Annotated in this window: 25 protein-coding genes and 4 pseudogenes; 16 read left to right on the top strand and 13 right to left on the bottom strand. The window is 42.6% G+C overall.

Going from position 1 to position 26,550, the window contains the following annotated elements; genetic code table 11:
• Position 1 precedes the first annotated feature (1 nt).
• From LC048_RS15430 to LC048_RS15420, 3 genes are all read left to right on the top strand, one after another.
• Complete coding sequence (locus tag LC048_RS15430) at positions 2–844, top strand: sugar ABC transporter permease (RefSeq protein WP_226600116.1); 843 nt, start codon at positions 2–4, stop codon at positions 842–844.
• Between the two features lie 72 nt (positions 845–916).
• Positions 917–2,446, top strand: a complete 1,530-nt coding sequence (locus LC048_RS15425) for an alpha-amylase family glycosyl hydrolase (protein ID WP_226600118.1) — start codon at positions 917–919, stop codon at positions 2,444–2,446.
• A gap of 129 nt (positions 2,447–2,575) precedes the next feature.
• Entirely contained in the window at positions 2,576–3,619 is a 1,044-nt protein-coding gene (locus LC048_RS15420) for a LacI family DNA-binding transcriptional regulator (protein WP_226600120.1), read from the top strand.
• A 238-nt stretch (positions 3,620–3,857) separates the two neighbouring features.
• On the opposite strand, the gene LC048_RS15415 is transcribed toward LC048_RS15420, so the two are convergent.
• The 3 genes from LC048_RS15415 to LC048_RS15405 form a co-directional block, all read right to left on the bottom strand.
• Positions 3,858–4,724 carry an SDR family oxidoreductase gene (locus tag LC048_RS15415; RefSeq protein WP_306048008.1) on the bottom strand — a complete coding sequence of 289 codons (867 nt, stop codon included), beginning with the start codon at positions 4,722–4,724 and terminating at the stop codon, positions 3,858–3,860.
• A gap of 274 nt (positions 4,725–4,998) precedes the next feature.
• Positions 4,999–6,651 carry a CoA-disulfide reductase gene (locus tag LC048_RS15410; RefSeq protein WP_226600124.1) on the bottom strand — a complete coding sequence of 551 codons (1,653 nt, stop codon included), beginning with the start codon at positions 6,649–6,651 and terminating at the stop codon, positions 4,999–5,001.
• A gap of 295 nt (positions 6,652–6,946) precedes the next feature.
• A complete protein-coding gene (locus LC048_RS15405) occupies positions 6,947–7,438 on the bottom strand; it encodes a YajQ family cyclic di-GMP-binding protein (RefSeq protein WP_226600126.1) in 492 nt (163 codons plus the stop codon).
• 526 nt (positions 7,439–7,964) lie between these two features.
• Here LC048_RS15405 and LC048_RS15400 point away from each other — a divergent pair.
• A pseudogene (locus LC048_RS15400) lies at positions 7,965–8,829 on the top strand (CvfB family protein).
• Positions 8,830–8,850: 21 nt separating this feature from the next.
• On the opposite strand, the gene LC048_RS15395 reads toward LC048_RS15400, so the two are convergent.
• Both LC048_RS15395 and LC048_RS15390 read right to left on the bottom strand, forming a co-directional pair.
• Complete coding sequence (locus LC048_RS15395) at positions 8,851–8,982, bottom strand: DUF3941 domain-containing protein (RefSeq protein ID WP_226600128.1); 132 nt, start codon at positions 8,980–8,982, stop codon at positions 8,851–8,853.
• 64 nt (positions 8,983–9,046) lie between these two features.
• The gene (locus LC048_RS15390) at positions 9,047–9,907 is read right to left on the bottom strand and encodes a DegV family protein (RefSeq protein ID WP_226600129.1); all 861 of its coding nucleotides are present in this window, start codon (positions 9,905–9,907) and stop codon (positions 9,047–9,049) included.
• Positions 9,908–10,035: 128 nt separating this feature from the next.
• On the opposite strand from LC048_RS15390, the gene LC048_RS15385 reads away from it, so the two are divergent.
• Both LC048_RS15385 and LC048_RS15380 read left to right on the top strand, forming a co-directional pair.
• The gene (locus LC048_RS15385; protein WP_226600131.1) at positions 10,036–10,878 is read left to right on the top strand and encodes a YitT family protein; all 843 of its coding nucleotides are present in this window, start codon (positions 10,036–10,038) and stop codon (positions 10,876–10,878) included.
• Positions 10,879–10,901: 23 nt separating this feature from the next.
• The gene (locus LC048_RS15380) at positions 10,902–11,690 is read left to right on the top strand and encodes a BsuPI-related putative proteinase inhibitor (protein WP_226600133.1); all 789 of its coding nucleotides are present in this window, start codon (positions 10,902–10,904) and stop codon (positions 11,688–11,690) included.
• 39 nt (positions 11,691–11,729) lie between these two features.
• On the opposite strand, the gene LC048_RS15375 is transcribed toward LC048_RS15380, so the two are convergent.
• The 4 genes from LC048_RS15375 to LC048_RS15360 form a co-directional block, all read right to left on the bottom strand.
• Positions 11,730–11,921, bottom strand: a complete 192-nt coding sequence (locus LC048_RS15375) for a DUF3813 domain-containing protein (protein WP_226600135.1) — start codon at positions 11,919–11,921, stop codon at positions 11,730–11,732.
• Positions 11,922–12,074 (bottom strand): hypothetical protein, encoded by a 153-nt coding sequence (locus tag LC048_RS15370; protein ID WP_226600137.1) that lies wholly within the window; start codon positions 12,072–12,074, stop codon positions 11,922–11,924.
• Positions 12,075–12,452: 378 nt separating this feature from the next.
• Positions 12,453–13,271 (bottom strand): Cof-type HAD-IIB family hydrolase, encoded by an 819-nt coding sequence (locus tag LC048_RS15365; RefSeq protein ID WP_226600139.1) that lies wholly within the window; start codon positions 13,269–13,271, stop codon positions 12,453–12,455.
• Positions 13,272–13,300: 29 nt separating this feature from the next.
• Entirely contained in the window at positions 13,301–13,570 is a 270-nt protein-coding gene (locus LC048_RS15360; protein ID WP_226600141.1) for a hypothetical protein, read from the bottom strand.
• Between the two features lie 359 nt (positions 13,571–13,929).
• Here LC048_RS15360 and LC048_RS15355 point away from each other — a divergent pair, with 359 nt between their 5' ends.
• Both LC048_RS15355 and LC048_RS15350 read left to right on the top strand, forming a co-directional pair.
• On the top strand, positions 13,930–14,697 hold the full coding sequence (locus LC048_RS15355) for a prolyl oligopeptidase family serine peptidase (RefSeq protein WP_226600146.1): 768 nt from the start codon (positions 13,930–13,932) through the stop codon (positions 14,695–14,697).
• A gap of 78 nt (positions 14,698–14,775) precedes the next feature.
• Positions 14,776–15,087 carry a metal-sulfur cluster assembly factor gene (locus tag LC048_RS15350; RefSeq protein ID WP_226600148.1) on the top strand — a complete coding sequence of 104 codons (312 nt, stop codon included), beginning with the start codon at positions 14,776–14,778 and terminating at the stop codon, positions 15,085–15,087.
• On the opposite strand, the gene LC048_RS15345 is transcribed toward LC048_RS15350, so the two are convergent.
• Positions 15,070–15,237 (bottom strand): hypothetical protein, encoded by a 168-nt coding sequence (locus LC048_RS15345; protein WP_226600150.1) that lies wholly within the window; start codon positions 15,235–15,237, stop codon positions 15,070–15,072. The genes LC048_RS15350 and LC048_RS15345 overlap by 18 nt on opposite strands.
• A gap of 15 nt (positions 15,238–15,252) precedes the next feature.
• Positions 15,253–15,447, bottom strand: coding sequence for a hypothetical protein (locus LC048_RS15340; RefSeq protein WP_226600152.1), 195 nt, complete (start codon positions 15,445–15,447; stop codon positions 15,253–15,255).
• 192 nt (positions 15,448–15,639) lie between these two features.
• On the opposite strand from LC048_RS15340, the gene LC048_RS15335 reads away from it, so the two are divergent.
• Positions 15,640–16,767 (top strand): TIGR04053 family radical SAM/SPASM domain-containing protein, encoded by a 1,128-nt coding sequence (locus LC048_RS15335; RefSeq protein ID WP_226600154.1) that lies wholly within the window; start codon positions 15,640–15,642, stop codon positions 16,765–16,767.
• A 69-nt stretch (positions 16,768–16,836) separates the two neighbouring features.
• On the opposite strand, the gene LC048_RS15330 is transcribed toward LC048_RS15335, so the two are convergent.
• Positions 16,837–17,535, bottom strand: coding sequence for a Crp/Fnr family transcriptional regulator (locus LC048_RS15330; RefSeq protein ID WP_306048007.1), 699 nt, complete (start codon positions 17,533–17,535; stop codon positions 16,837–16,839).
• Positions 17,536–17,966: 431 nt separating this feature from the next.
• On the opposite strand from LC048_RS15330, the pseudogene LC048_RS15325 reads away from it, so the two are divergent.
• The 4 genes and pseudogenes from LC048_RS15325 (at position 17,967) to cls (ending at position 23,582) form a co-directional block, all read left to right on the top strand.
• Positions 17,967–19,260: pseudogene (locus LC048_RS15325) on the top strand (NarK family nitrate/nitrite MFS transporter).
• 40 nt (positions 19,261–19,300) lie between these two features.
• On the top strand, positions 19,301–20,467 hold the full coding sequence (locus tag LC048_RS15320; protein WP_306048006.1) for a nitrate/nitrite transporter: 1,167 nt from the start codon (positions 19,301–19,303) through the stop codon (positions 20,465–20,467).
• Between the two features lie 345 nt (positions 20,468–20,812).
• Complete coding sequence (gene moaA, locus LC048_RS15315) at positions 20,813–21,829, top strand: GTP 3',8-cyclase MoaA (protein WP_226600162.1); 1,017 nt, start codon at positions 20,813–20,815, stop codon at positions 21,827–21,829.
• Positions 21,830–22,072: 243 nt separating this feature from the next.
• Positions 22,073–23,582 (top strand): annotated as a pseudogene (cls, locus tag LC048_RS15310) (cardiolipin synthase).
• A gap of 78 nt (positions 23,583–23,660) precedes the next feature.
• Here the strand turns inward: cls and ric are convergent.
• Positions 23,661–24,359, bottom strand: a complete 699-nt coding sequence (ric, locus tag LC048_RS15305) for an iron-sulfur cluster repair di-iron protein (RefSeq protein WP_226600165.1) — start codon at positions 24,357–24,359, stop codon at positions 23,661–23,663.
• Positions 24,360–24,581: 222 nt separating this feature from the next.
• Between ric and LC048_RS15300 the strand changes: the two are divergent.
• The 3 genes and pseudogenes from LC048_RS15300 (at position 24,582) to LC048_RS15290 (ending at position 26,352) form a co-directional block, all read left to right on the top strand.
• Positions 24,582–25,848 (top strand): annotated as a pseudogene (locus LC048_RS15300) (molybdopterin molybdotransferase MoeA).
• Complete coding sequence (locus LC048_RS15295; RefSeq protein WP_306048005.1) at positions 25,836–26,078, top strand: molybdopterin-guanine dinucleotide biosynthesis protein B; 243 nt, start codon at positions 25,836–25,838, stop codon at positions 26,076–26,078. Before LC048_RS15300 ends, LC048_RS15295 begins: the two are co-directional and overlap by 13 nt.
• Positions 26,062–26,352: a molybdopterin-guanine dinucleotide biosynthesis protein MobB gene (locus tag LC048_RS15290; RefSeq protein WP_306048004.1), complete on the top strand. Its 291-nt coding sequence runs from the start codon at positions 26,062–26,064 to the stop codon at positions 26,350–26,352. The genes LC048_RS15295 and LC048_RS15290 overlap by 17 nt, the downstream gene beginning before the upstream one ends.
• The last annotated feature ends 198 nt before the right edge of the window (positions 26,353–26,550 follow it).

Genomic DNA, 26,550 nt, shown 5'->3' with positions numbered 1-26,550 from the left:
TATGAGTATCAAACGACAGAAATATATCAGACTGACACTAACGTATCTTGTAATTTTAGCCATGTTCGCGATTATTATCTACCCGCTCCTTTGGATTGTCGGCTCATCCTTCAATCCTGGACAAAGCTTGTCCGGCTCAAGTATCATTCCGAAAAATGCTACGCTTGCTCACTATAAGGAACTTTTCGATACTAACCAGAGCGCATACTTGTACTGGTACTGGAATTCTCTGAAAGTAAGTGTACTGACAATGGTATTCACAGTCATCCTTGTCAGCCTGACGGCGTATTCATTCTCACGCTACCGTTTTATCGGACGTAAAAACAGCTTGATGACATTTTTGATCCTGCAGATGATTCCAAACTTTGCAGCGCTGATTGCGATTTTCATCCTTGCATTATTGACTGGGTTACTTGACACCCATCTAGGCTTGATCCTTGTATACGTTGGTGGCGCAATTCCGATGAATACTTGGTTGATGAAGGGCTACCTTGATACAATTCCAAAAGAACTTGATGAATCAGCTAAAATGGACGGTGCGGGACATTTGAGGATTTTCTTCCAAATCGTCATGCCGCTTGCAACACCGATTATCGCTGTTGTGGCATTGTTCGCTTTCATCGCTCCATTCGGGGATTTCATCCTCGCGAGAATTCTCTTAAGAACAGAAGAAAAATACACACTTGCTGTTGGGCTGTATGATATGGTGGCCAAACAGTTCGGTGCAGAATTTACAACATTTGCTGCCGGTGCAGTTCTGATCGCCGTACCGATTGCAATCCTGTTCCTGTCATTCCAAAAATACTTTGTTTCTGGTTTGACGGCAGGCGGAACAAAAGGATAATCTATTAGGGCAAACACATTTTAAGCAAAGTCCATATTTGGTCTTTGCTTAAATTATTGAGGAGGACCGGAGATGAAAAAAATTCTCATCTTCATCTTGATTCCGTTTCTTCTTTTTAGCGCCCTCCCGGTAGGTGCCGCTGAAAAAGAAGGACGCAAATGGCAGGATGAAACAATTTACTTTTTAATGGTTGACCGTTTTAATAACGGTGACAATAGCAATGATTTCGATGTAAATGCTACTGACCCAAAAGCCTATCATGGAGGCGACTTCCAGGGAATCATTCACCAACTGGATTATATTAAGGATATGGGATTTACTGCTATCTGGCTGACTCCTGTATTCGATAATGTCGATAAAGGCTATCATGGGTATTGGATTAAGGATTTCTATAATACAGAAGAGCATTTTGGAAGCGTTGACAAGTTCAAAGAGCTTGTAAAAGAGGCACATAATCGTGACATCAAAATCATTCTTGATTTCGTTGTCAACCATGTCGCTCCGGAACACGAATGGGTAAATGACCCAGCCAAGAAAGACTGGTTCCATGAAAAACAGGATATCTTTGACTGGAACGATCAGGAACAGCTGGAGAATAACTGGCTGTATGGACTTCCTGATTTAGCACAGGAAAATCCGGAGACGAAAGAATATTTACTAGATGCCGCTAAATGGTGGATAGAAGAAACAGATATTGACGGCTACAGGCTTGATACAGTCCGTCATGTACCGGTTGAGTTTTGGGCAGATTTTTCAAAAGAAGTGAAAAGTGTCAAAGACGATTTTTATTTGATTGGCGAGGTTTGGTCGGAGGATCCTAATTATATTGCTGAATATGATAAGGCGGGAATCGATGGCTTTGTTGATTTTCCACTGAATGAGCAGCTGCGTACTGCCTTTGAGAAACCTGACCAAACTTTGGACTGGCTATTAACGACAGCGAAGCGAAATAAGGCAACTTATGAAAATCCTGAATTGATGGGTAATTTTATTGATAACCATGACATGGTTAGGTTCACAAGAAAAGCAGTCCAGAATAGACAGCACCCGGGAACGAGATGGAAGATGGCGCTGACGTATATGTATACTGCTCCTGGAATCCCGATTGTTTATTATGGCAGTGAAATTGCCCTTGATGGCGGGGAAGACCCGGATAATCGCAGACAAATGAACTTCAGGACTGATAAAGAATTAATTGATTACACCACGAAAATTGGTGAGCTGCGCAATGACCTTCCTTCGTTAAGGAGAGGCGATTTGGAAGTTCTCTATGAAAAGAAAGGCATGGCTGTGTTCAAGAGGACCTACGAGAACGAAACTGCGGTCATTGCAATTAATAATACTTCAAATACCCAGAATGTCACATTGACATCGGATCAGCTGGAAGATGATAAAGAGTTGAGAGGCTTGCTTGCAGACGATCTTGTCAGAAGTAAGAATGGAGAGTATAACCTTTCTTTGGAACGTGAGAAAGCAGAAATTTATGTACTAGCTGAAAAAACAGGATTGAATATTCCTTATTTAACTGTAATGGGTGCTGTATACGCAGCGTTCTTCGGCTTCATTTTCCTCCTTTTCAAAAGAAGGAAGCGAAGGAAGTAATAATGAAAGCTAGACCAGAACTTGCCTCCATTGTTGTTTAATGGGGGCTTGAAAAAATAAGCAATAATACGGGACAAATCATTTATAATAGAGATAAGGAATTTTTCTGGCAAAAGGGAGGTGAACTTAATGGCTGTCACAATAAAAGATGTTGCGAAGGTGGCTAACGTCGCACCATCAACTGTCTCGCGTGTAATCGCCAATAGTCCAAGGATCAGCGAAAAAACGAAAGAGAGAGTCAGGGAGGTTATGGACCAGCTTGGGTATCACCCAAACTTCATCGCCAGAAGCTTAGCTAGCCAATCCACCCGGGCAATCGGCCTGGTAATGCCGAGCTCTACTGATGTCGTCTTCCAAAACCCGTTCTTTCCAACCGTCTTGACAGGTCTTAGCGAAGGAGCGCACTCAAAGCAATATGCCCTTCACATGACGACTGGAAAAACAGAGGATGAAATCTTCGACGGTGTGGTCGCAATGGTTCAGGGCGGAAGAGTAGATGGAGTAGTCCTTTTATATTCAAAGGTGGAAGACAGGGTAATTGCTTACCTGAAGGAAAGACATTTTCCGTTTGTTGTGATTGGAAAGCCTTTTAAAGATGATGAAAATACCAGTTATGTCGATAATGACAATTTTAAAGCAGGCAAAGAAGTGACAGAGCATCTAATCCAGCTTGGTCATGACCGGATTGCTTTCATTGGAGGAAATCTGGATTTAGTCGTGACGGTTGAACGTCTGCTAGGCTATGAAAAAGCTTTAAGAAACTCCGGAATCCATTTAGAAGATAAGTATATCGTGAATGACGAATTCGTCCGTGAAAGCGGCCAGGATGCTGTTGAAGTCTTGCTTTCATTGGATCAGCCTCCAACCGCGATGGTAGTTGCAGATGACTTGATGGCACTAGGTGTGTTGAATAAGCTGGATGAGATGGGTATTGCAGTCCCACAAGATGTCTCCATCGTCAGCTTTAACAATGTATTGATAGCAGAGATGGCTAGACCGCCTTTAACTTCTGTAGATATTAACATTTTTGACCTGGGATACCAGGCTGCGAAAAGTTTGATTCAAATTATAGAGAATCCTAACGAGCCAATTAAACGAATCATCGTTCCTTTTAAAATTGTCACTCGATATTCTTGTGGTCATCCTAAGGATTATAAAGAAATACTTGTGTAAACAAAGCCATATAAAATGAACTGCACCACAATTGCTGATGATTCTACAATTGAGGTGCAGTTTTTTTGAATGAATATGAAAATATAAGATTTTTGGACTTAGATTAGTTTCCAGCTCCAGCGCCTAGCCCCTCGAGTCGCTTCGGTCCTGCCAATAAAGTCAAAGAACGACTTCACTGGCAGGCCCTCCAGCGCTTGTCGGGGCTGACCAAGGCGCTTGCGCTTTTTTTATTTATATTTTAGCCATTGACAATAGTTCCGCCATTTACGTGTATTGTCTGTCCGTTTACATAAGTAGAATCATCGCTAGCAAGATAGACGTAGGCTGGTGCCAGCTCATAAGGCTGTCCGGCACGTCCCATCGGCGCATTCGTTCCGAATTTCGCTACTTCTTCTGCAGTGAAGGTGGAAGGAATGAGCGGTGTCCAGATTGGGACAGGAGCCACACTGTTCACTCGAATGCCCTGTGACGCAAGGGACATGGCAAGAGAACGTGTAAACGAAACAATAGCCCCCTTTGTCGATGAGTAGTCAAGCAGCTTCTCATGACCTTTATATGCGGTTATAGAAGAGGTATTAATGATTGTGCTGCCTTTCTTTAAGTGTGGAAGAACAGCCTTTGTAAGGTGGAAGATAGAGAATACATTCGTGCGGAACGTCTTCTCAAGCTGGTCCGCAGAAATATCGAGCAGGCTTTTTTGCGGATGCTGCTCGGCTGCATTATTGACAAGAATATCAATTTTCCCGAACTCATCGAGAGTTTTCTGTGCTGCATCCTCACAGAATTTCTCGCTGCCAATATCACCTGAGAGGAGCAAGCATTTACGCCCTTCCGCTTCAACGAGCTCCTTTGTCGTTTGCGCATCATTGCTTTCTTCAAGATAGACAATTGCTACATCTGCGCCTTCCTTCGCATAATAGATGGCAACCGATTTGCCAATCCCGCTGTCTCCACCGGTAATCAAAGCAACCTTGCCAGAAAGTTTTCCCGATCCTTTATAATTTTCATCAACTGACTTGGGTTCAGGATTCATCTCCGGCTCAGTACCAGGCTGATGATCCTGGTGCTGGGGCGGGAATCCTTGTTTCTTATTTTCATTAGACATAGTAAAAATCACTCCTTTAATATGAATCACCATTTATTAAATTCCTTTAAAAACCAGATTAAAAACATGGAAATTCCTTCTTCTAACAGAAAGTGACTAAAGAAAGACAAGAGGTAATGAATTTTGTCCGTCATGAGTGTGATGACGGACAAAAAAAGAGAAGGGATGACAGATTTCTGTTCATCATGAGGGCGATGACGGACAAAAAGGAGAGAATGCCTCCTGTTTCTGTCCATCAAAAAGCGGCCCCTTGTAAGGAAGCCGCTCCATCATACTACTTAAGTTTATCTTTAAAGATTGAATAAGTTTTGTAGCCGCCAGTCAGGTTCTTGACTTTGTAGCCGTTTTGCTGGAGGATACGGGAAGCAAGGTAACCTCTTAGACCAACCTGGCAGGTGATCAGAATTGTTTCACCTTTTGGAAGCTCGTCAAGACGATTTCGCAGGTCATCAAGCGGAATGTTTTTTGAGCCTTCAATTTTGCCATCTGCATGCTCTTTCTCAGTACGCACGTCAATCATGAATGCGCCGTCCTGAAGCAACTCGTCAACTTCATAGTGCTGAACCGTTTCAATCGTACCGTCAACAATATTGGATGCGACATAACCAGCCATGTTCACAGGGTCTTTTGCAGAAGAGAATGGTGGTGCATATGCTAGCTCAAGCTCCTGAAGGTCATAGACGCTCAATCCGCCTTTGATCGCAGTTGCGATGACATCAATACGTTTGTCAACGCCATCTTTACCGACTGCCTGTGCACCAAAGATCTTGCCAGTCTCTCTGTCGAAAATAACTTTAAGAGAGATTTGCTCTGCGCCAGGATAGTAACCAGCGTGAGACAGTGGGTGAATATGAACGACTTCATATGGGATGCCCAGTCTGCGCAATAGCTTTTCACTATTACCAGTCGTTGCAGCAGTCAATTCGAATACTTTAACGATTGAAGTGCCTAATGTACCTGGATATGCGATATTACGTCCATTGATATGGTGTCCGGCAATGTGCGCCTGGCGGTTTGCCGGCCATGCTAGCGGAATCATGGTAGGCTGACCATTGATATAGTCAGTAACCTCGATTGCGTCACCCATTGCATAAATTGATTCATCAGATGTCTGAAGGTATTCATTTACCTTGATGCCGCCGCGGTCTCCAAGCTCAAGGCCAGAGTCAGCTGCAAGTTGGTTTTCAGGTCGCACACCGATTGACAGGATAATCAATTCTGAATCAAGGACCTTGCCGCTTTCAAGGACAACTTTTGTGCCATTCTCTTGTACGTCAGTGATTCCGTCTCCCAGGATTAGCTCAACACCATTCTTTCTTAGCTCATCCTCAACGATTGCTGCCATTTCCGGGTCGACTGGACCCATAACCTGTGGCAGTTTTTCAACTAGAGTAACATTGACTCCAGCGTGGACAAGGTTTTCAGCCATTTCAAGGCCAATGAAGCCTCCGCCGATTACGACAGCATTCCTTGGTTTGTTGTCTTCAAGGTATGCTTTGATTTTATCCATATCCGGAATATTTCTAAGCGTAAATACATTTGCGCTCTTCAAGCCTTCAATAGGAGGAACGATTGGCTTCGCTCCTGGTGACAACACTAATACGTCATAGCTTTCTGTGTATTCTTCACCACTTTGAACATGTTTTATAGAAACAGTTTTCTCTTCACGGTTGATTGCAGTCACCTCAGAGAAATTGCGGATATCCAAGTTGTAACGTGCATTCATGCCTTCAACAGTTTGCAGTAGCAGCTTTTTGCGGTCTTCAATCACACCGCTGATATGATAAGGCAGTCCGCAGTTTGCGAAAGAAATGAATTCTCCTCTTTCAAACAGAACGATTTCAGCTTGTTCATCAAGTCTTCTAAGCTTAGTTGCTGTAGTTGCTCCACCTGCGACGCCGCCAACGATTACGATTTTTTTACCCATTGTATTGTCATCCTTTCGGTTAAAAAATTTATGTGTTTTATACCCCTACTGGTATATTAACGTGAAAATAGGGGAAATCCAATAGTACTTTGTGAAGGATTTGTGAATGTTTTAGGGAATTAAATATAGTTAAAAGACTAATGTCACACATTCAAGACCAGTACATTTATTTTAACGTGATGATAGGGTAATACCGTAGGTGGTTTGTGAACCATTCATGAATTTTCCATACAACAAAAGCGGACAATGTTACCATAGTCCGCTTTTGCCAACCCTTATTAGTTTTTGCACTTTTTTAGCGATAATTCACGAATTGCACATCAACAGTCAAATCCGCTTCTCTTACCGCTGCAATGATTTTTTGCAAGTCGTCGCGGTTTTTTCCAGTCACGCGAACCTGGTCATCCTGTACCTGGCTCTTAACCTTCACGCCGCTATTTTTAATGATCGTGTTAATTTTCTTCGCGTTTTCCTTATCAATTCCTTGAACAAGCTTTGCTCTTTGGCGAACGGTCCCTCCAGATGCCCGTTCAACCTTTCCATAATCAAGATTTTTCACAGGAATTCCGCGTTTGATCATCTTGCTGAATAAAACGTCCTTCAACTGGTCAAGCTTAAATTCATCATCAGAAACGAGTACAAGTTCTTCTTTATCAAGTGTAATATCACTTTTGCTACCCTTAAAATCATAGCGAGTCTGGATTTCTTTCATTGCGATGCTGATTGCATTCGTGACTTCAGACATTTCAACTTTGGATACAATATCAAATGAGCTCTCTTTAGACATGACTACCTCCGGATTTTGAAAATTTTTGCTGCGCCAGGAGACAATGGCTGTCCTAGGCGCTTTCGCTTTTGCTTACATTATAGTAAAATATAGCAGTTCAAACAACTTTACGTAATTTAGAGCTTTTTACCTGATTAAGAAAATATAACTTTTTTCACTTAGATTAGAGTCTAGCTCAAGCGCCTAGCCCGTCGATCGTTTGTCTAGCTGCGGCTCGTAACTCATCGAGACGCTTGTCCAGCTGCGGCTCCTAACTCATCGAGACGTTTCGGTCCTGCCAATGAAGTCAAAGAGCGACTTCACTGTCAGGCCCTCCAACGCTTGTCGGAGTTGGGCAGTCGCCTCCGCTTTTCAAATTGTCTAGTGTCGCCTCCTAGAAACTCGGCTATACTTTTCGAGTTCAGTCCTGCCAATGAAGTCAAAGAACGACTTCACCGGTCGGCCATCTAACGCTTGTCGGGGCAGAACAAGTCGCTTACGCTTTCTTATTTGGGTAAGATGTTAATAACGAAACAGGAGGGATTATATGTCCTTGAACGAATATACAGGTCAGACTTTGGAACTGACCGTAGCAAGAATTGTTGATTTCGGCTACTTTTTAACAGACGGGGAAGAGGATGTTCTTCTCCATTCGAATGATACAGACCGGTCATTTGAAGAAGGAGATAAGGTTGAGGTTTTCCTATTTGTTGAATCAAGAGGGAGACTTGCAGCGACAACGACTATACCGAAAGTACAGGTAGGACACTATGAGTGGGTACCTGTCGTTGATGTTAAAGAAGGTATCGGTATATTCCTTGATATCGGCATCAGTAAGGATGTTTTACTAGGGGGAGGAAGATCTGCCAGTTGTAAAATCAGTTTGGCCGAAAGAAGGTGACTTGCTTTATATCACGCTTCGAGTAAATCGCAACAATATGATTTATGCGCGAATGGCAACTGACCCTGTCATTCAGGAAATCTCCGTCAAGGCTACAAGAAGTGATTTTAACAAGAATGTCCATGGCTATATATATAGGACGGCAAGGGTTGGAAGCTGGATGACCACAGCGGAAGGCTTTAAGGGATTCATCCATGAATCACAGCGCCAGACTGAGCCGAGGATAGGTCAAAAAGTAGAGGGAAGAATTATTGATGTAAAGCCGGATGGCTCTGTCAATATCTCGCTTTTGCCGCGCAAGCAGGAAGCTTTGGATGAAGACGCCGAGAAAATCATGGAATACCTGGAGCTCCGTAATGGCGCAATGCCATACCATGACAAGAGCATGGCAGAGGACATTCAGGAACGCTTCGGCATGAGCAAAGGTTGTTTCAAGCGAGCCTTGGGAAGGCTAATGAAAGAAGGAAAGATCTATCAGGAAGACAATTGGACTTATAAAAAAGAAAAATAGAGCCGGCTGGCTCTATTTTTTTTATAGATGATCTGACTTTTTTGAGTACTGGTTCTTGCCTGCTTTGCGGTTCTTTTCACGCATCATATTTTTTTCGTGGCGAAGGGCGTTGTTGTCCTTTGCTTTTTTATCATTATCAGATGTATGTGGCATATAAAAACTCCTTTCAGGTTAGGTACATTTTATTTTCCCTAAAACTTGAAAGGAGTATGTAAATTTATGATGGCAGTTTGTTTAAAAAGAAAATGGAGATGGTACCAGGTCCAGTGTGGGACCCAACTGCTGCACCGATAGAGGTAATAATAACTTCTTTCGCTCTAAACGATTCCATAATCATATTTTTCATTTCAGTGGCTGTCTCGAAATCATCTGCATGGCTGATGCCGACTATCTGAAGCTCAAAACCCTCGCCGCGTTCCTTCATGACTTCAATAATTCTGCGGAGAAGCTTTTTCTTTCCTCGGATTTTTTCAATTGGAACAAGTTTCCCGTCCTCAACATTAAGCAGCGGCTTTATGTTTAACAGGCCGCCTACGAATGCGGAGGCTTTTGACACTCGTCCACCCTTAGCAAGATGGTCAAGGTCATCTACAGTGAATAAATGCTCCATATGCTGGCTATGGAATTGGACAGCTTCAATAATTTCCTCTTTGGAAAAATTCTCTTTCGCCAACCTTGCTGCTTCCATTACAACTAGCCCATATCCAAGGGATGCACACTTTGTATCGATAATCGACAAATTGAAGTCAGGGTATTCCTCCTTAACTTGCTCGCCTATCATGACGGCTGTCTGATATGTCCCTGACAGCTGTGAAGAGAAAGCTATGTATATTCCATCTTGCTTATTCTCGGCCAATTCCGTGAAAACTTCTTTAAAACCAGCAGGAGAAGCCTGTGAGGTCTTTGGAAGGTTGCCAGCACGTATTTGATCGTACACTTCTTTTGGCTGGATTGTTCGTAGGTCCTCATATTCATTGCCATTAATATGGACCTTCAACGGGAATAGTATTGCATCATTTTCTTCATAAAAACTCAATGGCAAATCACATGCACTGTCAGCCATGATTTTTACTGACATAACTTTCACCTGCTTTCGACCTTATATGTTAATAGTTTATAGGGAATATGCGAAAAAGACAATTAAATATAGTGATTTTCGGCAAAATAGGGGTACAGGAAGAATAGAAAAGAATAAGGGGGATTTACATGGTCTGGTTGGAAACAAAAAAAATCATCATCGTGGTGATCGGCGCATTCTTGAATGCTATGTCACTTAACTTCTTTTTAATACCGGCAAATGTCTATGCAAGCGGCTTTACCGGAATCGCACAGCTCGTTTCGAGCATACTTGGTGAATTCGCGCCATTTACTATTTCTACCGGTATTCTTCTATTGCTATTGAATATTCCGGTGACGATCCTTGGCTGGAAGAAGGTAGGGAAATCATTTACCCTATATAGTTTTATCTCGGTTCTGCTTTCATCATTCTTTCTTGAACTACTGCCTGTTAAAGAAGTATCTAGTGATATTTTGCTGAATGCAGTTTTTGGGGGTGTCATTGCAGCGATTGGCGTTGGTTTGACCTTAAAATGGGGGGCTTCCACAGGTGGAATGGATATTATAGCAATGGTCCTGTCACGAATGAATGATCGCCCGGTGGGTACATATTTCTTTACCTTGAATGGCATCATTATAATGACTGCTGGCTTTGTATTTGGATGGGAAAACGCACTCTATACTCTTGTCGCTCTGTATGTGTCCACCAGGTTAATTGATGCCATCCATACACGGCATGAAAAGCTGACGGCGATGATCGTTACGAAAAAGTCAGATGAACTTAAGAAAGCCATTCATGACAAACTTGTACGAGGCATCACACTGTTGCCTGCCAAGGGAGCTTTTTCAGGAGAACAGAAAGAAATGCTGATCATTGTTGTGACAAGGTATGAATTGTATGACCTGGAACACATTATCAAGGAAGTCGATCCTCATGCGTTCACTAATATTGTTGAGACAGCTGGGATCTTCGGTTTTTTCCGAAGGGAGTAATCACTGAAATGGAGGTTTGGTAAATGAGAAAGGTCAGTTTGTTGATCATTTTGCTTTTGATGGCCGTGGCACCTGTCCTGGCTATTGGAGAAGAAAAGCAGCCACCAGCAAATCTGGAATACAGCTTTTACATTGATCCTGTGGCTGATCCTGAGAAAGCCGAATTTGAAATCATATTGCATAACCAGGGGAATACAGAGCTTTCTTTTGAATTCCCAACATCACAGAAATACGAAATTTCAGTGTTCGATGCGAATAAGAATAAGGTGTATCTATACTCAGAAGGAAAATCATTTGCCCAGGCTTTTGAAACGTTGAGATTGAAACCGCAGGAGAAAATGAAATGGGTGGAGAGCTGGGACTACTCGAAGTCAGGAAAAAGAGTCCCGGAAGGTAAATACACAGTCATTGCACAGTTAAAAGCAATCAGCATCAATGGAAAACCTGTCGGGGACAAAAAACTGCTCACTGATACAAAGACAATGTATATCCCTGGAGAAAATCCTGTTTTTAAAGGCGTAGTAACAGCAGGGAGCAATGGGATTTATGAAATAAAGGGTGAAGCCAGGCCAATCAATGGAAAGTTCTATTATACTGCTGAGGATGGACACAACCAGTTGATTCCTGAAACAGAAGTGATTCCTGGAGAGAAATACCATCAATGGAATCCGTTTTTGCTGGAAATTTCAATACCAGAAGCAAAGCTTCCGCAAAATGGATCTGTCATACTTAATCTATACGAACGCAGCAAGGATGGCGAAATCATCCATACTTATCCAGTGTTGCTTGAAAGGTTCAACAATCATAATTAGAAAATCAAAAGCTGGCGGAATACCGCCAGCTTTTGATTTTTACTTGCCTTCAATTGAATTCAGCTCGTCCTGAAATGACCGAAGCTGCTCTTTTTCAGCCATTGTCGTATTGGCATAGGCTGATGACAGAGCATTTTTAGCTGTGTTGATGGCTGCAGACTGTTCCGCAGGCTCCGCAGTTTGAGCTAACTGGACAGCCTTCCTAGCTTCCTGAAAAAGCCTGTTTCCCATTTAAATTCCCCCTAAAGAGGATTCTCTGACATTCGCCATCTTTTGAGCTTCAGCCTCGGCATACGTGGTGTGGTAAGGGAATCGTTCATAATGCTTGGAGACAGTATCTGCACCTTGCTGTACAAAACGCTTGGATTTATTGCTTTTACCCATCGTTTTACCCCTCCATCTACGAGCGAATTTGAAACAGTCAGTAACGCTGTTTCACTTTTAGTATGCTCCCTTTGGCATGAAAACAAACGGTCCTGTGGCAAGTTGAAGTGGGTTGGTACATGGAATGATTTACAATTTTATCGGTAAAGCAGAGAAATTTACATCAATTAAGGGTAATAAGCCGGTAAAAAATATTAATGGACACTCATCTGCAATTACCAATTGCAGATGTCCTTTTTATGTGTCTCCATCAAGGCGATGGATAGCGCAATCTCCGCCGTTCGCAAAATTAAGTGTCTCCATCGAGCCTATGTGGATATTTTTTCACTAACGTAAAATGTCCGATAGAGTTTTTCTACCGGACATCTTGGGTTTATCTTATAGAGCTTTTAAATTCAGCAAATCATTCAAGTAGACACCAATGCCGTCTTCTTCGTTTGTCAATGTCATGTCGTTGGCGATGTTTTTAACTTCGGCGACTGCATTGCCCATCGCGATTCCGCGACCCGCGTATTCAAGCATTTCCAAATCGTTATCCTCATCGCCGAAAGCAATGATGCGGTCTGCTGGGATCTGGAAGTAATCTGATGCTTTCTTTAAGCCAACTGCTTTGTTCAAGCCGTTTTTAACGATTTCGACGACATGGAACGGAGCAGCCCAGCTTCTATGGTCGATCACTTCGGCATGGACTTCTGAAAGATGATTACGGATTTTACGGACATGCTCTTCATCAGCATGGATCAGCATACTAGTTGGAGATGCTTTCAAATATCTTCTCAGATCGCCGGTCGTGATATTCGGATTTCCCATATTAAAGATGTCCATCAATTTTTCATCATGATAATGTACATACACATCGTCGATTACTTCAGCGATAATATTGTAGAATTTGAAATCATCAAGCGCCTCGACTATATCCTTTGCCACATCGATTGAGAGCGGAGAATGGTGTACTCCCCAGTTATTATCGAGCGGATGATGGATAAACGCACCGTTGAAGTTGACGATTGGCGTATCAAGCGCAAGCTCATGGTAATACATTTCGCTGGAACGGAATGGTCTCCCTGTTGCGATCATGACAACATGACCTGCTTCCCGTGCCTTTTTAATTACGTGTTTGTTCTTTTCTGAAATCGTTTTATCATCTGTAAGTAAAGTTCCATCAAGATCTAATGCAATTAAATGTTTTTCAGCCATAAATACTCCTTCTTATCTCTATTTTTCCTTTAAAAACAAGACTCTACACTCGTGTAATGCCTGGGTCCACCGCTTGTCGGGACTGACCAAGGCCCATCCGCTTTTCTTGTTGTCCAGCTCCCGCGCCTAGCCCCTCGAGTCGCTTGTCTAGTGTCGCCTCCTAGAAACTCCGAAACTTCAACTCCGCCGGCAGAAGCAAAAAGCGCTTCTTTGTCGGAGTCTCCAGTTTCTGCGTTTCTGGACAGTCGGCTATACATTTCGATTTCGGTCCGCCCAATGAAGTCAAAGAACGACTTCACCGGTCGGCCCTCCAGCGCTTGTCGGGGCTGACCTAGGCACCATCCGCTTTTCTTGTTGTCCAGCTCCCGCGCCTAGCCCCTCGAGTCGCTTCGGTCCGCCCAATGAAGTCAAAGAACGACTTCACCGGTCGGCCCTCCAGCGTTTGTCGGGGCTGACCTAGGCCCATCCGCTTTTCTTGTTGATATGCGTATGATTGGCTCTTTTTTCGTAAGAGTTCTACAATACATATATTGGTTGATGGTTAATTGGTCTTATAACCACTATGGTAACCATTTTACATATAAATTGTAAAAAAATCATTTTAGATACTTAAAAGTGCGGTAAATTTAATATCCGCTTGCTTCAGGAGGGTTAATTATTGATTTTAGTCGAGAAGAAACGCATTGAACATATTCCCGTTCTCCATATTGTAAAACAAAAGCAATTTTCAGATAGCATGCCTTTGATTATTTTTCTGCATGGATTTACGAGCACAACAGAACGTAATATGCATTATGCTTACCTTTTTGCCGAAAAAGGCTTTAGGGTTATCATGCCTGAGGCGAAATATCACGGAACCCGCAGTGAAGGATTATCAGAAACTGAGCTGGGCTTCCGCTTTTGGGAAATCGTCCTCACGTCTATTGAGGAGCTTTCGACGATCAAGCAGGAGCTTGTTGAGGAAGGTCTGGTGGACCCAGCGAGAATCGGCGTTGCCGGTACATCGATGGGCGGTATTACGACACTTGGTGCGATGGCCAAGCATGAGTGGATAAGAACAGGTGTCAGCTTGATGGGGAATCCTTCATTCGAGGATTTCGCATTATGGCAGCTGAACGAAATGGAAAAAAGGAATGTTAAGATAGGCTTATCCCAGGAGCAAGTATCAGATTTGCTTAATCAGCTTAAACAGTACGACTTAAGCCTTCAGCCTGAAAAACTGAACGGACGCCCGCTGTTATTCTGGCATGGAAGGTTAGATCCAGTCGTTCCCCACCAAGCTGCATATCATTTTTACGAGCAAAACAGGAAAAGCTATGAAGGAGCAAAAGGAAAGTTTGAATTCATCACAGATGAAAATGCTGGCCACAATGTGTCAAATGCGGGTGTTGAGGCAACTGCAAACTGGTTTGAAAAGCATATCTAATGGCTTTCTGCTTTTAATGGGTACAAATCATTGTTATGATAGTAATAGGTTGAAGCAATAAAAAAGGAGTGTTCACCGATGGATGAAGAATTGAAAGATAGCCTTATGGGGGCGCTTGAAATGGTTGTTGACCCTGAACTTGGCGTTGATATCGTTAATTTAGGGCTTGTATATGATGTGGATTTGAACGAGGAAGGCCTTGCGACAGTGACTATGACATTGACGTCTATGGGCTGCCCGCTTGCAGGCACGATTGTTGAGCAGGTCAAATTGGCTCTTGCCGACCTTCCAGAAGTAAAAGATACAGAAGTTAATATCGTTTTCAACCCGCCATGGTCCAAGGACATGATGTCCCGTTATGCAAAAATTGCTTTAGGCGTAAGAGATTAAATCATATCCTTCTAAGAGCAGCAGGTTCTCCTGCTGCTTTTTTCTATAGTTGGTTTTCTTAATCCAGCTCCAGCGCCTAGCCCCTCGAGTCGCTTGTCTAGCTGCGGCTCCTAACTCCTCGAGACGTTTCGGTCCTGCCAATGAAGTCAAAGAGCGACTTCACTGTCAGGCCCTCCAACGCTTGTCGGAGTTGAGCAGTCGCCTCCGCTTTTCGAATTGTCTAGTGTCGCCTCCTAGAAACTCCGAAACTTCAACTCCGCCGGCAGAAGCAAAAAGCGCTTCTTTGTCGGAGTCTCCAGTTTCTGCGTTTCTGGACAGTCGGCTATACATTTCGATTTCGGTTCGCTCAGGTGAAGTCAAAGAACGACTTCACCGGTCGGCCCTCCAGCGCTTGTCGGGACTGAACGATGCGCTTCCGCTTTTTGTTCTTTCAGGTCACAAAATTGTCATACAAAATGACCATTAAGGGTCTATTTATGTGAGTTAGTTCACTTAATCATGTTGGTAACACTTATATACTTCTTTTATAGAGATGTACTTAAGGAGGCGCCAATGATGTTTGAAAGAGATTTTAACAAAGACCCATTCATTGTGATTTGGGAACTTACCAGAGCCTGCCAATTAAAATGCCTGCACTGCCGTGCGGAAGCACAATATAGAAGAGATCCGCGTGAACTGTCCTTTGAGGAAGGTAAAGCGCTGATTGACCAAATATATGAAATGAATAATCCGATGCTTGTTTTCACTGGTGGGGACCCATTGATGAGAGAGGACGTTTTTGATATCGCAGAATATGCGGTGAAAAAAGGCGTTCGTGTATCAATGACACCGAGTGCCACTCCTAATGTGACGAAGGAAGCGATTGAAAAGGCGAAGTCAGTAGGATTGTCCCGCTGGGCGTTCAGCATCGACGGTCCTACAGCTGAAGTCCACGATCACTTCAGGGGAACAGCAGGCTCTTTTGATCTGACGATGGAAAGAATCAAGTATTTGCATGAGTTGGAAATCCCGATTCAAATCAATACTGTTATCTCACGGTATAATATTGAGTATTTAGATGAAATGGCCAAGATGGTGGAAGATTTGGAGTGTGTTCTTTGGAGTGTGTTCTTCCTTGTTCCGACAGGACGCGGTCAGGAAAAGGACATGATCTCACCGGTGGAGCATGAAAAAGTCTTCACCTGGCTATATGATTTAAGCAAGAAGGTTAAGTTCGACATTAAAACGACTGCGGCGCAGCATTATCGCCGGGTTGTCATCCAGCAAAAAATGCGCGAAGCAAAGGATCATACAGAAGAAATAGATTATTTGACCGCGCTGACGAAGGAAGGATTAACTGGATCCATTGACGGACTTGGTCGTGCGCCAAAAGGAGTCAATGATGGCAATGGTTTTGTGTTTATATCTCACGTTGGAGATGTATACCCAAGCGGACTGCTGCCTGTAAAAGCAGGGAACGTAAGGGAACAGCCGCTTGCTGAAATTTACAGGGATTCTCCTGTCTTCAAGTCTTTGAGGAATCCTGACGAGTACAAGGGGAAATGCGGAGTATGCGAGTTCAGGCATGTATGCGGGGGTTCACGTTCAAGAGCATATGCCATGACTGGTGATTACCTGGAGAGCGAGCCATTCTGCGTATACATTCCTAAAGCGTTGAGAAAACAAAAGCAGGAGAGCTGATGAAGCTCTCCTCCGCGTACGATTGAAAAAGCGAGTGAATCCAAAAGGGGATTCACTCGCTTTTTATCATTAATCTATTGAACAAAATACCGCTGGACAGTTTTCACAGCCGATTTCCTGGCGTAAATAATTCACATCATGAACCAGGATTTTCCCTTTTTTAATTGAAATGATTCCTTCTCGCTTCAGTTCATTCAGGATGCGATTCGTGCTTTCGCGGGATGTTCCGCAGAAATTTGCCAGCTCCTGGTTTGTCAGCGGCAGGTCAATCAGAATGCCGGTATCTTTCTGGAATCCATAGCTGTTAGTCATTCGGATCAAGGTGGAGAATAATGCTCCTTTTTTCCCGTTAAGTACTAAGTCGCGGAATTTAGTCTGTGTTTTGCGAAAATGATCGCTCATCCACTTCATGAATTCAAATGCAAGTTTCGGATTGTGGAATATCTCCTTTTCAATTACATCTTTTCTGATTGCTGCGATTTTCGCATCTTCCAGGATAAGCGCACTTAAGAGGTACTTAGGTGCATCAGTAAAAAGTGTCAATTCTCCGCAAATATCGTTCTCTCCGCAGATTCTTAATGCAAGCTCGCGGTCATCCTGGGTGACTTTGCTGATTTGGACCTTGCCTCCCAGGATCAAATAAAGCTCCTCAGCCTCCATGCCTTCCTGGAACAGGTATGAACCTTTTGGTACCTGGATCGTCCGGTCGGCAAACTGGAGTAATTCTTTAATTTCAATTGAATGAGTTACTTTAGTTGTGTTTGGCATGGTCATCACCCTTTTTTAAAAATTTGCTCTGCTAAAGATTGTCGCTAAAGGTTGAAATTTAAACAGTGTCCAAAAAATCTGAGACACGTCATGAACAGTTGATTTTCCGTAACGAGTAATTTGTTTGTAACAATAATAACACCGGCATAGTGTTAATTGGATATCGAATCACCAATTGTCAAAATGTCGTCACATTTAAATGGTTGTATGTTCACAATTCAGAAACAAATAACCTTAGTTTTATTATACCGGTATAAGAGAGTAGCGGTAGCAGGGTTTGGAGCAAACTGTGACGTTTTGTTGAACAACAAAATAGGTGTGAAGTTAATCACATAATAACGTTGAAGAGTTTTCTACGATTGAACCAAAGATTTTTTTGCTCGCTAGATTTTGAAAAGGCTTTTTAGAACTTAACGAAAGGATGTTTTAAGATGGCTAGGATCAAACAATGGGAACCAGAGAACGATGAATTTTGGTTAAAGGAAGGAAAGGCCCATGCCCAGAGGAATCTTTGGATTTCAATTCCGGCCTTATTCCTTGCTTTTATCGTATGGCAGATTTGGTCTGTTACTGCTGTAAGGTTGAATGATGCCGGTTTTAATTTTACATCAAGTGAATTATTCACCTTGGCTGCACTTCCGGGACTTGTGGGAGCAACCTTCAGAATTTTCTTTACCTTCATGCCAGGAGTGTTTGGGGGGAAGGAACTGGACAGTCATTAGTACAGCTTCCTTGTTAATCCCGGCAATCGGGATAGGGATTGCCGTACAGAACCCGGAGACGTCTTTTACGACCATGGCTATTTTAGCCGCTTTGTGCGGAATCGGCGGTGGGAACTTTTCCTCCTCCATGGCAAATATCAGCTTCTTTTTTCCTAAAAGGCTAAAAGGATCTGCCAACGGACTCAATGCAGGGATAGGCAACCTTGGAGTAAGTGCTGTTCAATTTTTAACACCGATTGTCATAACAACAGGAATCTTTTCTGGCATTTTTGGTACTTCGCAGCTGATGCCTGATGGCAAGGAAGTCTGGATACAAAATGCAGCATTTATATGGATTGTCCCAATAATAATTGTTGCAATTGCCGCATACTTCGGGATGGATAACCTTCCGAACGCAAAGCAATCGTTCAAAGAACAGTCAATTATTTTCAAAAACAAACACACTTGGATTATGTCTTGGATTTATACAATGTGCTTCGGGTCATTTATTGGTTATGCTGCGGCATTCCCATTGCTGATCAAATCAGAATTCCCTGAAGTCAATGCATTGCAGCTGGCATTCCTTGGACCATTGGTTGGCGCAGCAGTAAGGCCTCTGGGTGGGTGGATTGCAGATAAAGTTGGCGGAGCGATTGTGACATTTTGGGATATTATTGTGATGATCGGTGCCACATTTGGGGTCATATACTTCCTTAATATCAATAGTTTTCCAGGATTTTTAACGATGTTTATCATTCTGTTTTTTACAACAGGGATTGCCAATGGCTCTACATTCAGGATGATTCCATTTATCTTTGAACCAAAGCAGGCAGCCCCCGTGTTAGGCTTTACTGCAGCAGTCGCTGCATATGGTGCATTCATCATTCCGAAAATCTTCAGCTGGTCACTAGCTGCCACTGGCGCAGCTAATCTGGCACTGTATATCTTTATCGCTTATTATGTAATCAGCCTAGTCATCACATGGTACTATTACTCACGAAAAAATGCAGAAGTGAAGTGCTAGTTTGCATGATTCAAATACTAATAATGAGGAGCATTAGCGAATGAGTAATATTAAGAGCTTTTTAAAAAGTGGACATTTACCGACTTTGCTTTCTTCGTTCTTGTATTTTGATATTAGTTTCATGATTTGGGTCATGGTGGGGGCAACCTCCACATTTATCGTCCAGGATTTTGGGCTTTCACCAGCTGAAAAAGGGCTGATGGTGGGAATCCCTATCCTTGGGGGATCCCTTCTCAGGATTCCGATGGGACTTTTGGCAGACCGATATGGCGGAAAGCGGATGGGGATTATAGGGATGCTGCTGACCATCATCCCTCTATTTTGGGGATGGCAGTTTGGCAATTCTTTTACAGAGGTTCAGGCTTTTGGTTTCTTATTAGGAATTGCAGGAGCCAGTTTCGCTGTCGCATTGCCGCTCGCTAGCCGATGGTATCCACCAGAACATCAAGGTTTGGTCATGGGCATTGCAGGAGCAGGAAACAGTGGTACGGTATTAGCTACTTTGTTTGCGCCAAGAATTGCTGAAGCTTATGGTTGGCATGGGGTTTTTGGTTTTTCGCTGATCCCGCTTCTAATCGCGTTCATTGTGTTTGTCATTTTTGCTAAAGATTGTCCAAATGCTCCAAAACCACAAAAACTGTCACAATATCTAGCAATTGTAAAAATAAAAGAAACCTGGATTTTTAGCTTCTTTTATAGCTTGTCATTTGGCGGATTTGTAGGATTAACGAGTTATTTAGGAATCTTCTTTGTCGATCAATATGGAATTTCTAAAGTTACAGCGGGTGACTTGGTGACGATCGCTGTTTTTGCAGGAAGCTTCGTGAGGCCGATTGGAGGCTACTTTGCGGACCGGCTTGGTGGCATCAACCTTTTGATCAGGCTATTCATCCTTGCTGCCGTAATGCTAGGCTTCATTGGCTTCTTGCCTCCACTGTATCTAACATTGCCGTTGTTCATTCTTGCAATGCTGATTTTTGGGGTTGCAAATGGCGCATTGTTCCAGGTAATCCCGACAAGGTTCCCACGTGAAGTAGGAATATTTACTGGATTTGTAGGGGCAGCCGGTGGCTTTGGAGGATTTTTCCTTCCGAATATTTTAGGAACATTCAAGGAGTTGACGGGATCGTATTCAATGGGTTTTTGGTGGATAGGTGCCACTTTTGGAGTTGCTCTAATCTTGATCCTCTCGTTGCGGAAAAAATGAGGTGTGGCTCAATTGGATTCGCAAAATTCGTTAAATTAGATAAAATAAGTTACAATTAATTATTATAGGGGTACCAGGAATTTCTGGTACTTTTTTTTATTTATATAGAAAAATGAATAATAGTATGATTTTGTTCATTTTACAACCAATAATATGACAACATGATGACAATTCTCGATAAAAACACTATCCTGGCAGTTTTTATGTTGTAATATAGAAATAAGAAGGAAATGTACTATTTTAATAGAGGACTATTGATGTTACTGTGAGAATATTAACAGTTAACAATCTTTGTTGCTGTTACAATGTCAATAATCATAACTTCTATAATTGGAGTTGACACTAATGGTAAAAAACATAATTAAAGACCAATTAAATAGACCGCTACGCGACTTGCGGATTTCTGTTATAGATCGATGCAATTTCCGCTGTCAGTATTGTATGCCTGCTGAAATTTTTGGGCCTGATTTTGCGTTCTTGCCTAAAAGCGAACTTCTGTCTTATGAAGAGATTGAGCGTGTAGCCAAAATATTCATTGAACTAGGTGTAGAAAAAATTAGGCTAACAGGCGGAGAGCCGTTAATGCGTAAAGAATTGCCTGTTCTTGTAAAAATGCTGAATGAGATTGAAGGGTTGAAGGATATTGCTTTGACCACCAATGGTGTAATGCTGCCGAAATATGCTGATGAGCTGTATGCTGCAGGCCTGAAAAGGGTCAATATCAGTCTGGACAGTCTTAAAGATGAACTGTTCGGTCAAATCAATGGCCGGAATGTTGGAGTCGGACCGGTATTAAAGGGAATAGAAGCAGCGAAGAAAGCTGGCTTGGGTGTGAAAATCAATACGGTAATTAAAAAGGGGCTCAATGATTCTGAAATCATCCCAATGGCTGAATTCTGCAAAAAAGAAGGCCTGGAGCTTCGTTATATTGAATACATGGATGTAGGCAGCACGAACGGCTGGAAAATGGATGATGTCATCACCAAAAAGCAGATCCACGATTTGATCAGCGAGCACTATGAACTAGAACCAGTTGATCCGGAATACTTCGGGGAAGTCGCTAAGAAATACCGATATAAAGGTACGGATATCAATGTCGGCTTCATTTCTTCTGTATCAGAGTCATTCTGTTCAAGCTGCACAAGGTCACGTTTGTCTGCAAACGGTCAGATATTCACATGCCTGTTCAACGGCAATGGACATGATATCCGTGACTTCATGCGAGCGGGAGCATCGGATGATGAACTTCGCTCACGCATTACGGACGTCTGGAACCATAGAACCGACCGTTATTCCGATGAACGTACGGCTGAAACAGTTGCGAACAGAAAGAAAATCGAAATGTCCTATATTGGCGGTTAAGACTCCTTCGGGGGTCTTTTTTTATGGTTAATAGAATTAAGTATTGAGTTGTGGAAAACTTCATGAAGTTTTCGTAATCCAGCTCCAGCGCCTCAGCCTGCAAACTCTTGATCACTCATTATCTTAGGTCACATCATGCTGGTGTGCTTATCGCCTCTGGGAAATTTGGCACACTATGTTTCCGGATAAGGGATTTTAGGGTATACATGAATCTACTATAAAATTTTGTTGGAGAATGCTGAGATGCTAAAAAGAAGACTTGAATTCATATTTGTATTTGTTTTGATGGCTTGTGTTTATATTGTTTTTTTTACGGATTATAGTGAGACTTTCAAATTAACAGCACTACTGATTTATGCGTTGATTATCCTTTTTAGCATGTATTCTTTGATGCTTGAAAACCGCTCTGCACAGCACACACTGATGTGGATGTATGTCATGCTGCTTTTTCCTGTGGGAGGTTATTTCTTCTACCTATTCTCGGGGCAGTTGTATTTGAAGGGTTATTTATATAAAAGCAAGCGTACACGAGATCGTGATCAGTGGGAAAAACTGATGAGGAAGGAAGAGTCGAGGGACCTTTCATTTCTCGTTGAAAATCAGCAGTGCTTTGCAAAATATGCAAAGAATGCAACATTGACTCCGATTACCACTGCTTCCAGGGCAAAGATCCTGAAAAATGGAGAAGAAACTTTTAAGGAAATTAAAAAAAGACTGAAAGAAGCTAAAAAGTTCATTCACATGGAATATTATATCTTCAGATCTGACAGGCTTGGCAGGGAGATTATTGATATTCTGATTGAAAAAGCACGGCAGGGTGTCGAGGTGTTGTTCATTTTTGATGCTGCTGGAAGCATGAAGATCGCGGCAGCGGATTTAAAGGATATGCAGGAAGCAGGCATTAAAGCCGCTCCTTTTTCTCCGCTCAAGTATGGATTCTTCAATCAAAAATTCAATTTCCGCAACCACAGGAAAATCGTCATCATTGATGGGGAAGTCGGATTTACAGGAGGGTTAAATGTTGGAGTTGAGTATCTAGGGGGAAGATGACAATATCGGTTTCTGGCGTGATACTCACATGATGTTGACAGGAGAGTCTTTGTATACTCTTCACAATGTCTTCCTGCTTGATTGGGAGTATATAAGCGGAGAGAATGTCCTAGAGAGTCATCGGGCGGTGAAAAAACCCCATGAAGAGGATGAACTCGATGGAGCTATTCAGGTGGTGCCAAGCGGACCGGATACACAGCAGGGAATAAGTGACTTTTATTATACGATGATGTCCTGTGCAACAAAATCGATTTGGATTGCCACACCTTATTTTGTCCCTGATGAAGCCATTCGTACTGCATTGAGAGTAGCGGCAGCAAAGGGAATTGAAGTAAGAATCATGGTACCAGAAATCAATGACAGCTATCTTACGCAATATGCGAGTCGCTCTTACTATTCAGAGCTATTGAGGAATGGTGCTGAAATCTATTCATACAAAAAAGGCTTTTTGCATCAGAAGGTCATCATTGTCGACGGCAATATCGCTTCGATTGGCACAGCCAATATGGACATGCGAAGCTTCCATCTTAATTTTGAAGTCAATGTATTCCTGTTTGGTACAAGCTCAATCAGGGACCTTGTGGCTCATTATGAAAAGGACCTGGAAGAGTCAGAAAAAATCAGTCCTGTTCAGTATCATAAGCGCGGGCTGTGGGAACGAACAAAAGAATCCTTCGCACGGCTGTTCTCCGGGGCATTGTAGCCTTCATTGCTGATGCTTTGAAAACGATCTTGAAAGAAACTGAAAGACCTCATCCATGGATGAGGTCTTTTTAACAGGTTAGGCAATATACCTTGGGAACAGGATGTTGTTTTCGAGGTGTACGTGCATAAAGGTATGTGATTCAACGGCTTCAAGACGCTTGTATACTAATCGATATGTTCCGCATGCATCCATTGGCGGATTGAAGTCTGCAGTGATTTCACGTAACTCTTTCAGGATGGAACCAGCATGGTCATGTTCCTTTTCTAGCTCTTTGATTTCTGAAATCATCTCGGCAAGTTTTTCATCACTGGCTGTTTCGAGCTGTAGCAACATTGGAAAGACAGTTGCTTCTTCTTTAGCAGTATGCTCCAGGAGTTCCTTCTTCAACTCGTAAAAAAGTTCATAAACTCTCAACAGCTCTTCGTGGCGCTCGCCATGAACTTTAGCTACCTTCGTTACATACGGGCTAAGCAATTTCAACTCTTCTTCAAGCTCGCGGTGGTATTTGTTCTTGATATGGTCAATCAATTCTGCAGAGCCAGTTTCTGTCCAGACTTCCATGCTTTCTGCAGCGCCGTTATGCTTGCGATATAGTTCTTCTAGTTCCTTCATGATTGCAGGTACATCCAGGTTCTGTTCGCCAGCCGCTTCTGCTAAAGGACGGTTTCCGCCACAGCAGAAATCCAGTCTATTCTGCTTGAATAAATCACTTGATTGCGGGAATATATTGACAATATCTTTAACTAAAGAATTTTGATCAAAAGGCATTTTCATGTAAGAAACCTCCAGTAAATTATTTAATACTGTTTACATACTCATCATAAAGGAAATGGTTTTACTACTTGGTGATGTGCATCACACTTCACAAAAAATCTACATATTTTCAGGAGATTTTATGAGAGAATACTGTGAGGTTTGTTATGTTTACATTTTTACATTACTCTTATAATGAAAAGGGTAAATTTAGAAGTTAAGCCTGCAATAGGAGCTGATTATATGTTGGAAAAAAGAAACCCAATTCCGATTGGAGAGGCAGTTAAGAGAGTAATGGAGCATAAGAAGGAAGGCTCCACTGAATATGTGTCAATTAATGAGAGCTATGGTCGCTATCTGTCTGAGGATCTGACGGCAACCAGCGATGTCCCTCATTTTACCAGGGCCCCGTATGATGGATATGCGGTGAGGTCTATAGATACGATGGAAGCTTCTCAAAGTCACGCTGTTGAATTTGAAGTCATTGACCATATCGGAGCAGGTATGCTTACGGATAAAGAACTTGGACCATACCAGGCGGTCAGGATCATGACTGGTGCCCAGATGCCTGTAGGGGCTGATGCGGTTGTCATGCTTGAATTATCCAGGGAAATTGAACGAGAAGGAAAAAAATATATGGAAACGAAGCGGAAACATAAGGAAGGAGAAAATGTTTCCTACCGAGGTGAGGATGCGAAGGAAGGGGAGGTGCTTGTAAAAAAAAGGCACCTTCATCAATCCAGGTATCCAGGCAATGCTGGCTACTTTTGGATATGCGGAAGTACCTGTATCAAAGAAGCCGGTAATCGGGTTATATGCAACAGGAACTGAATTGCTTGATGTCGATGAACCCCTTGAGCCAGGTAAAATTAGAAACAGCAATTCCTATATGATATCTGCGCAAATTATTCGTGCTGGAGCAGAAGTGAAATATTTTGGCCAGCTTCCTGATGATTTTGACACATGCTTTGATGCAGTAAGCAAAGCGATTGAAGAAGTTGATTTATTCATTACTACCGGTGGGGTTTCCGTCGGGGACTATGATTATCTTCCGGAGATTTATGCAAAAATGGGGGCGGAGGTACTGTTCAATAAAGTAGCAATGAGACCGGGCAGCGTCACTACAGTAGCACAGCTTGAGGGCAAGTTATTGTTTGGCCTGTCAGGAAACCCATCCGCATGCTATGTTGGCTTCGAGTTGTTCGCTCGTCCAATCATCAGGACGATGCTTTACACGGAACAGCCTCATTTAAGGAAGGAAAAAGCGGTTCTTGACGCCAATTTCCCTAAAGCAAATCCATTTACTAGATTTGTAAGGAGTGCTCTTAGAGTAGAGAATGGCAAACTGGTAGTGACACCTAGCGGACTGGATAAATCAAATATTATCATGAGCCTTGCCGGAGCTAACTCCCTCATGATTTTGCCTGGTGGTACCAGAGGCTTTGAAGAAGGGTCAGAGGTAGAAGTTCTGTTGCTGGAGGACCATGAGGGCAGTGAATGGCCTTGGTAAAACCAGTGCTCTTCCAGGTTGCAGGGTACCAAAACAGCGGAAAAACAACGCTAAGCCTAACATTGATCCATCAGCTAGCTTCAATAGGTCTGAAAGTTGCGACAGTCAAACACCATGGGCATGGCGGCAGGCCGGAAGTTGTTGAGGCGAAGGATTCCGACAAGCATGTAAAGGCAGGTGCAGCTGTCTCACTCGTAGAAGGGGGGAGGCAGGATGGTCATTCATGCTGAAAACGGAGATTGGTCATTATCTGAAGAAATAGCCATGCTATCCTTCTTCAAGCCTGATGTGATCTTGATAGAAGGTTATAAGAATGAATCATATCCTAAGGCTGTCATCCTGCGTGATGAGAGCGATTTGGAGATGGTTGAAAAGCTTAAAAATATCCAGGTGGTCCTTTGCCGGAAAGCAGAGTTGGTAAACATGTTAAAGGGTTCGTCTATTCCAGTATTTGAGATTGAAGAAGGAGTCAACTGGATTTTAGAGTACATCAGAACACAATAGGTGCTTCCCTTTCGTGATTGGCTCTTTTCAAAAACTTTGTTGCTTGGAATACAAAAATGGACTGAATTGCCTATATTTTTTTGTAAAGATGATGCTTCTTATGATTAATGAGCTACAGACCTGCACTATTGGAATATAGTTCATTAAATTAGGCATTAGGATTTTAACAGCCATCTTTACGTTAACAGCCTATTGAGT

The sequence above is a fragment of the Mesobacillus subterraneus genome (genome assembly GCF_020524355.2).
Lineage (GTDB): Bacteria > Bacillota > Bacilli > Bacillales > Cytobacillaceae > Mesobacillus > Mesobacillus subterraneus_C.
This window is presented reverse-complemented; position numbering and strand designations above follow the sequence as displayed.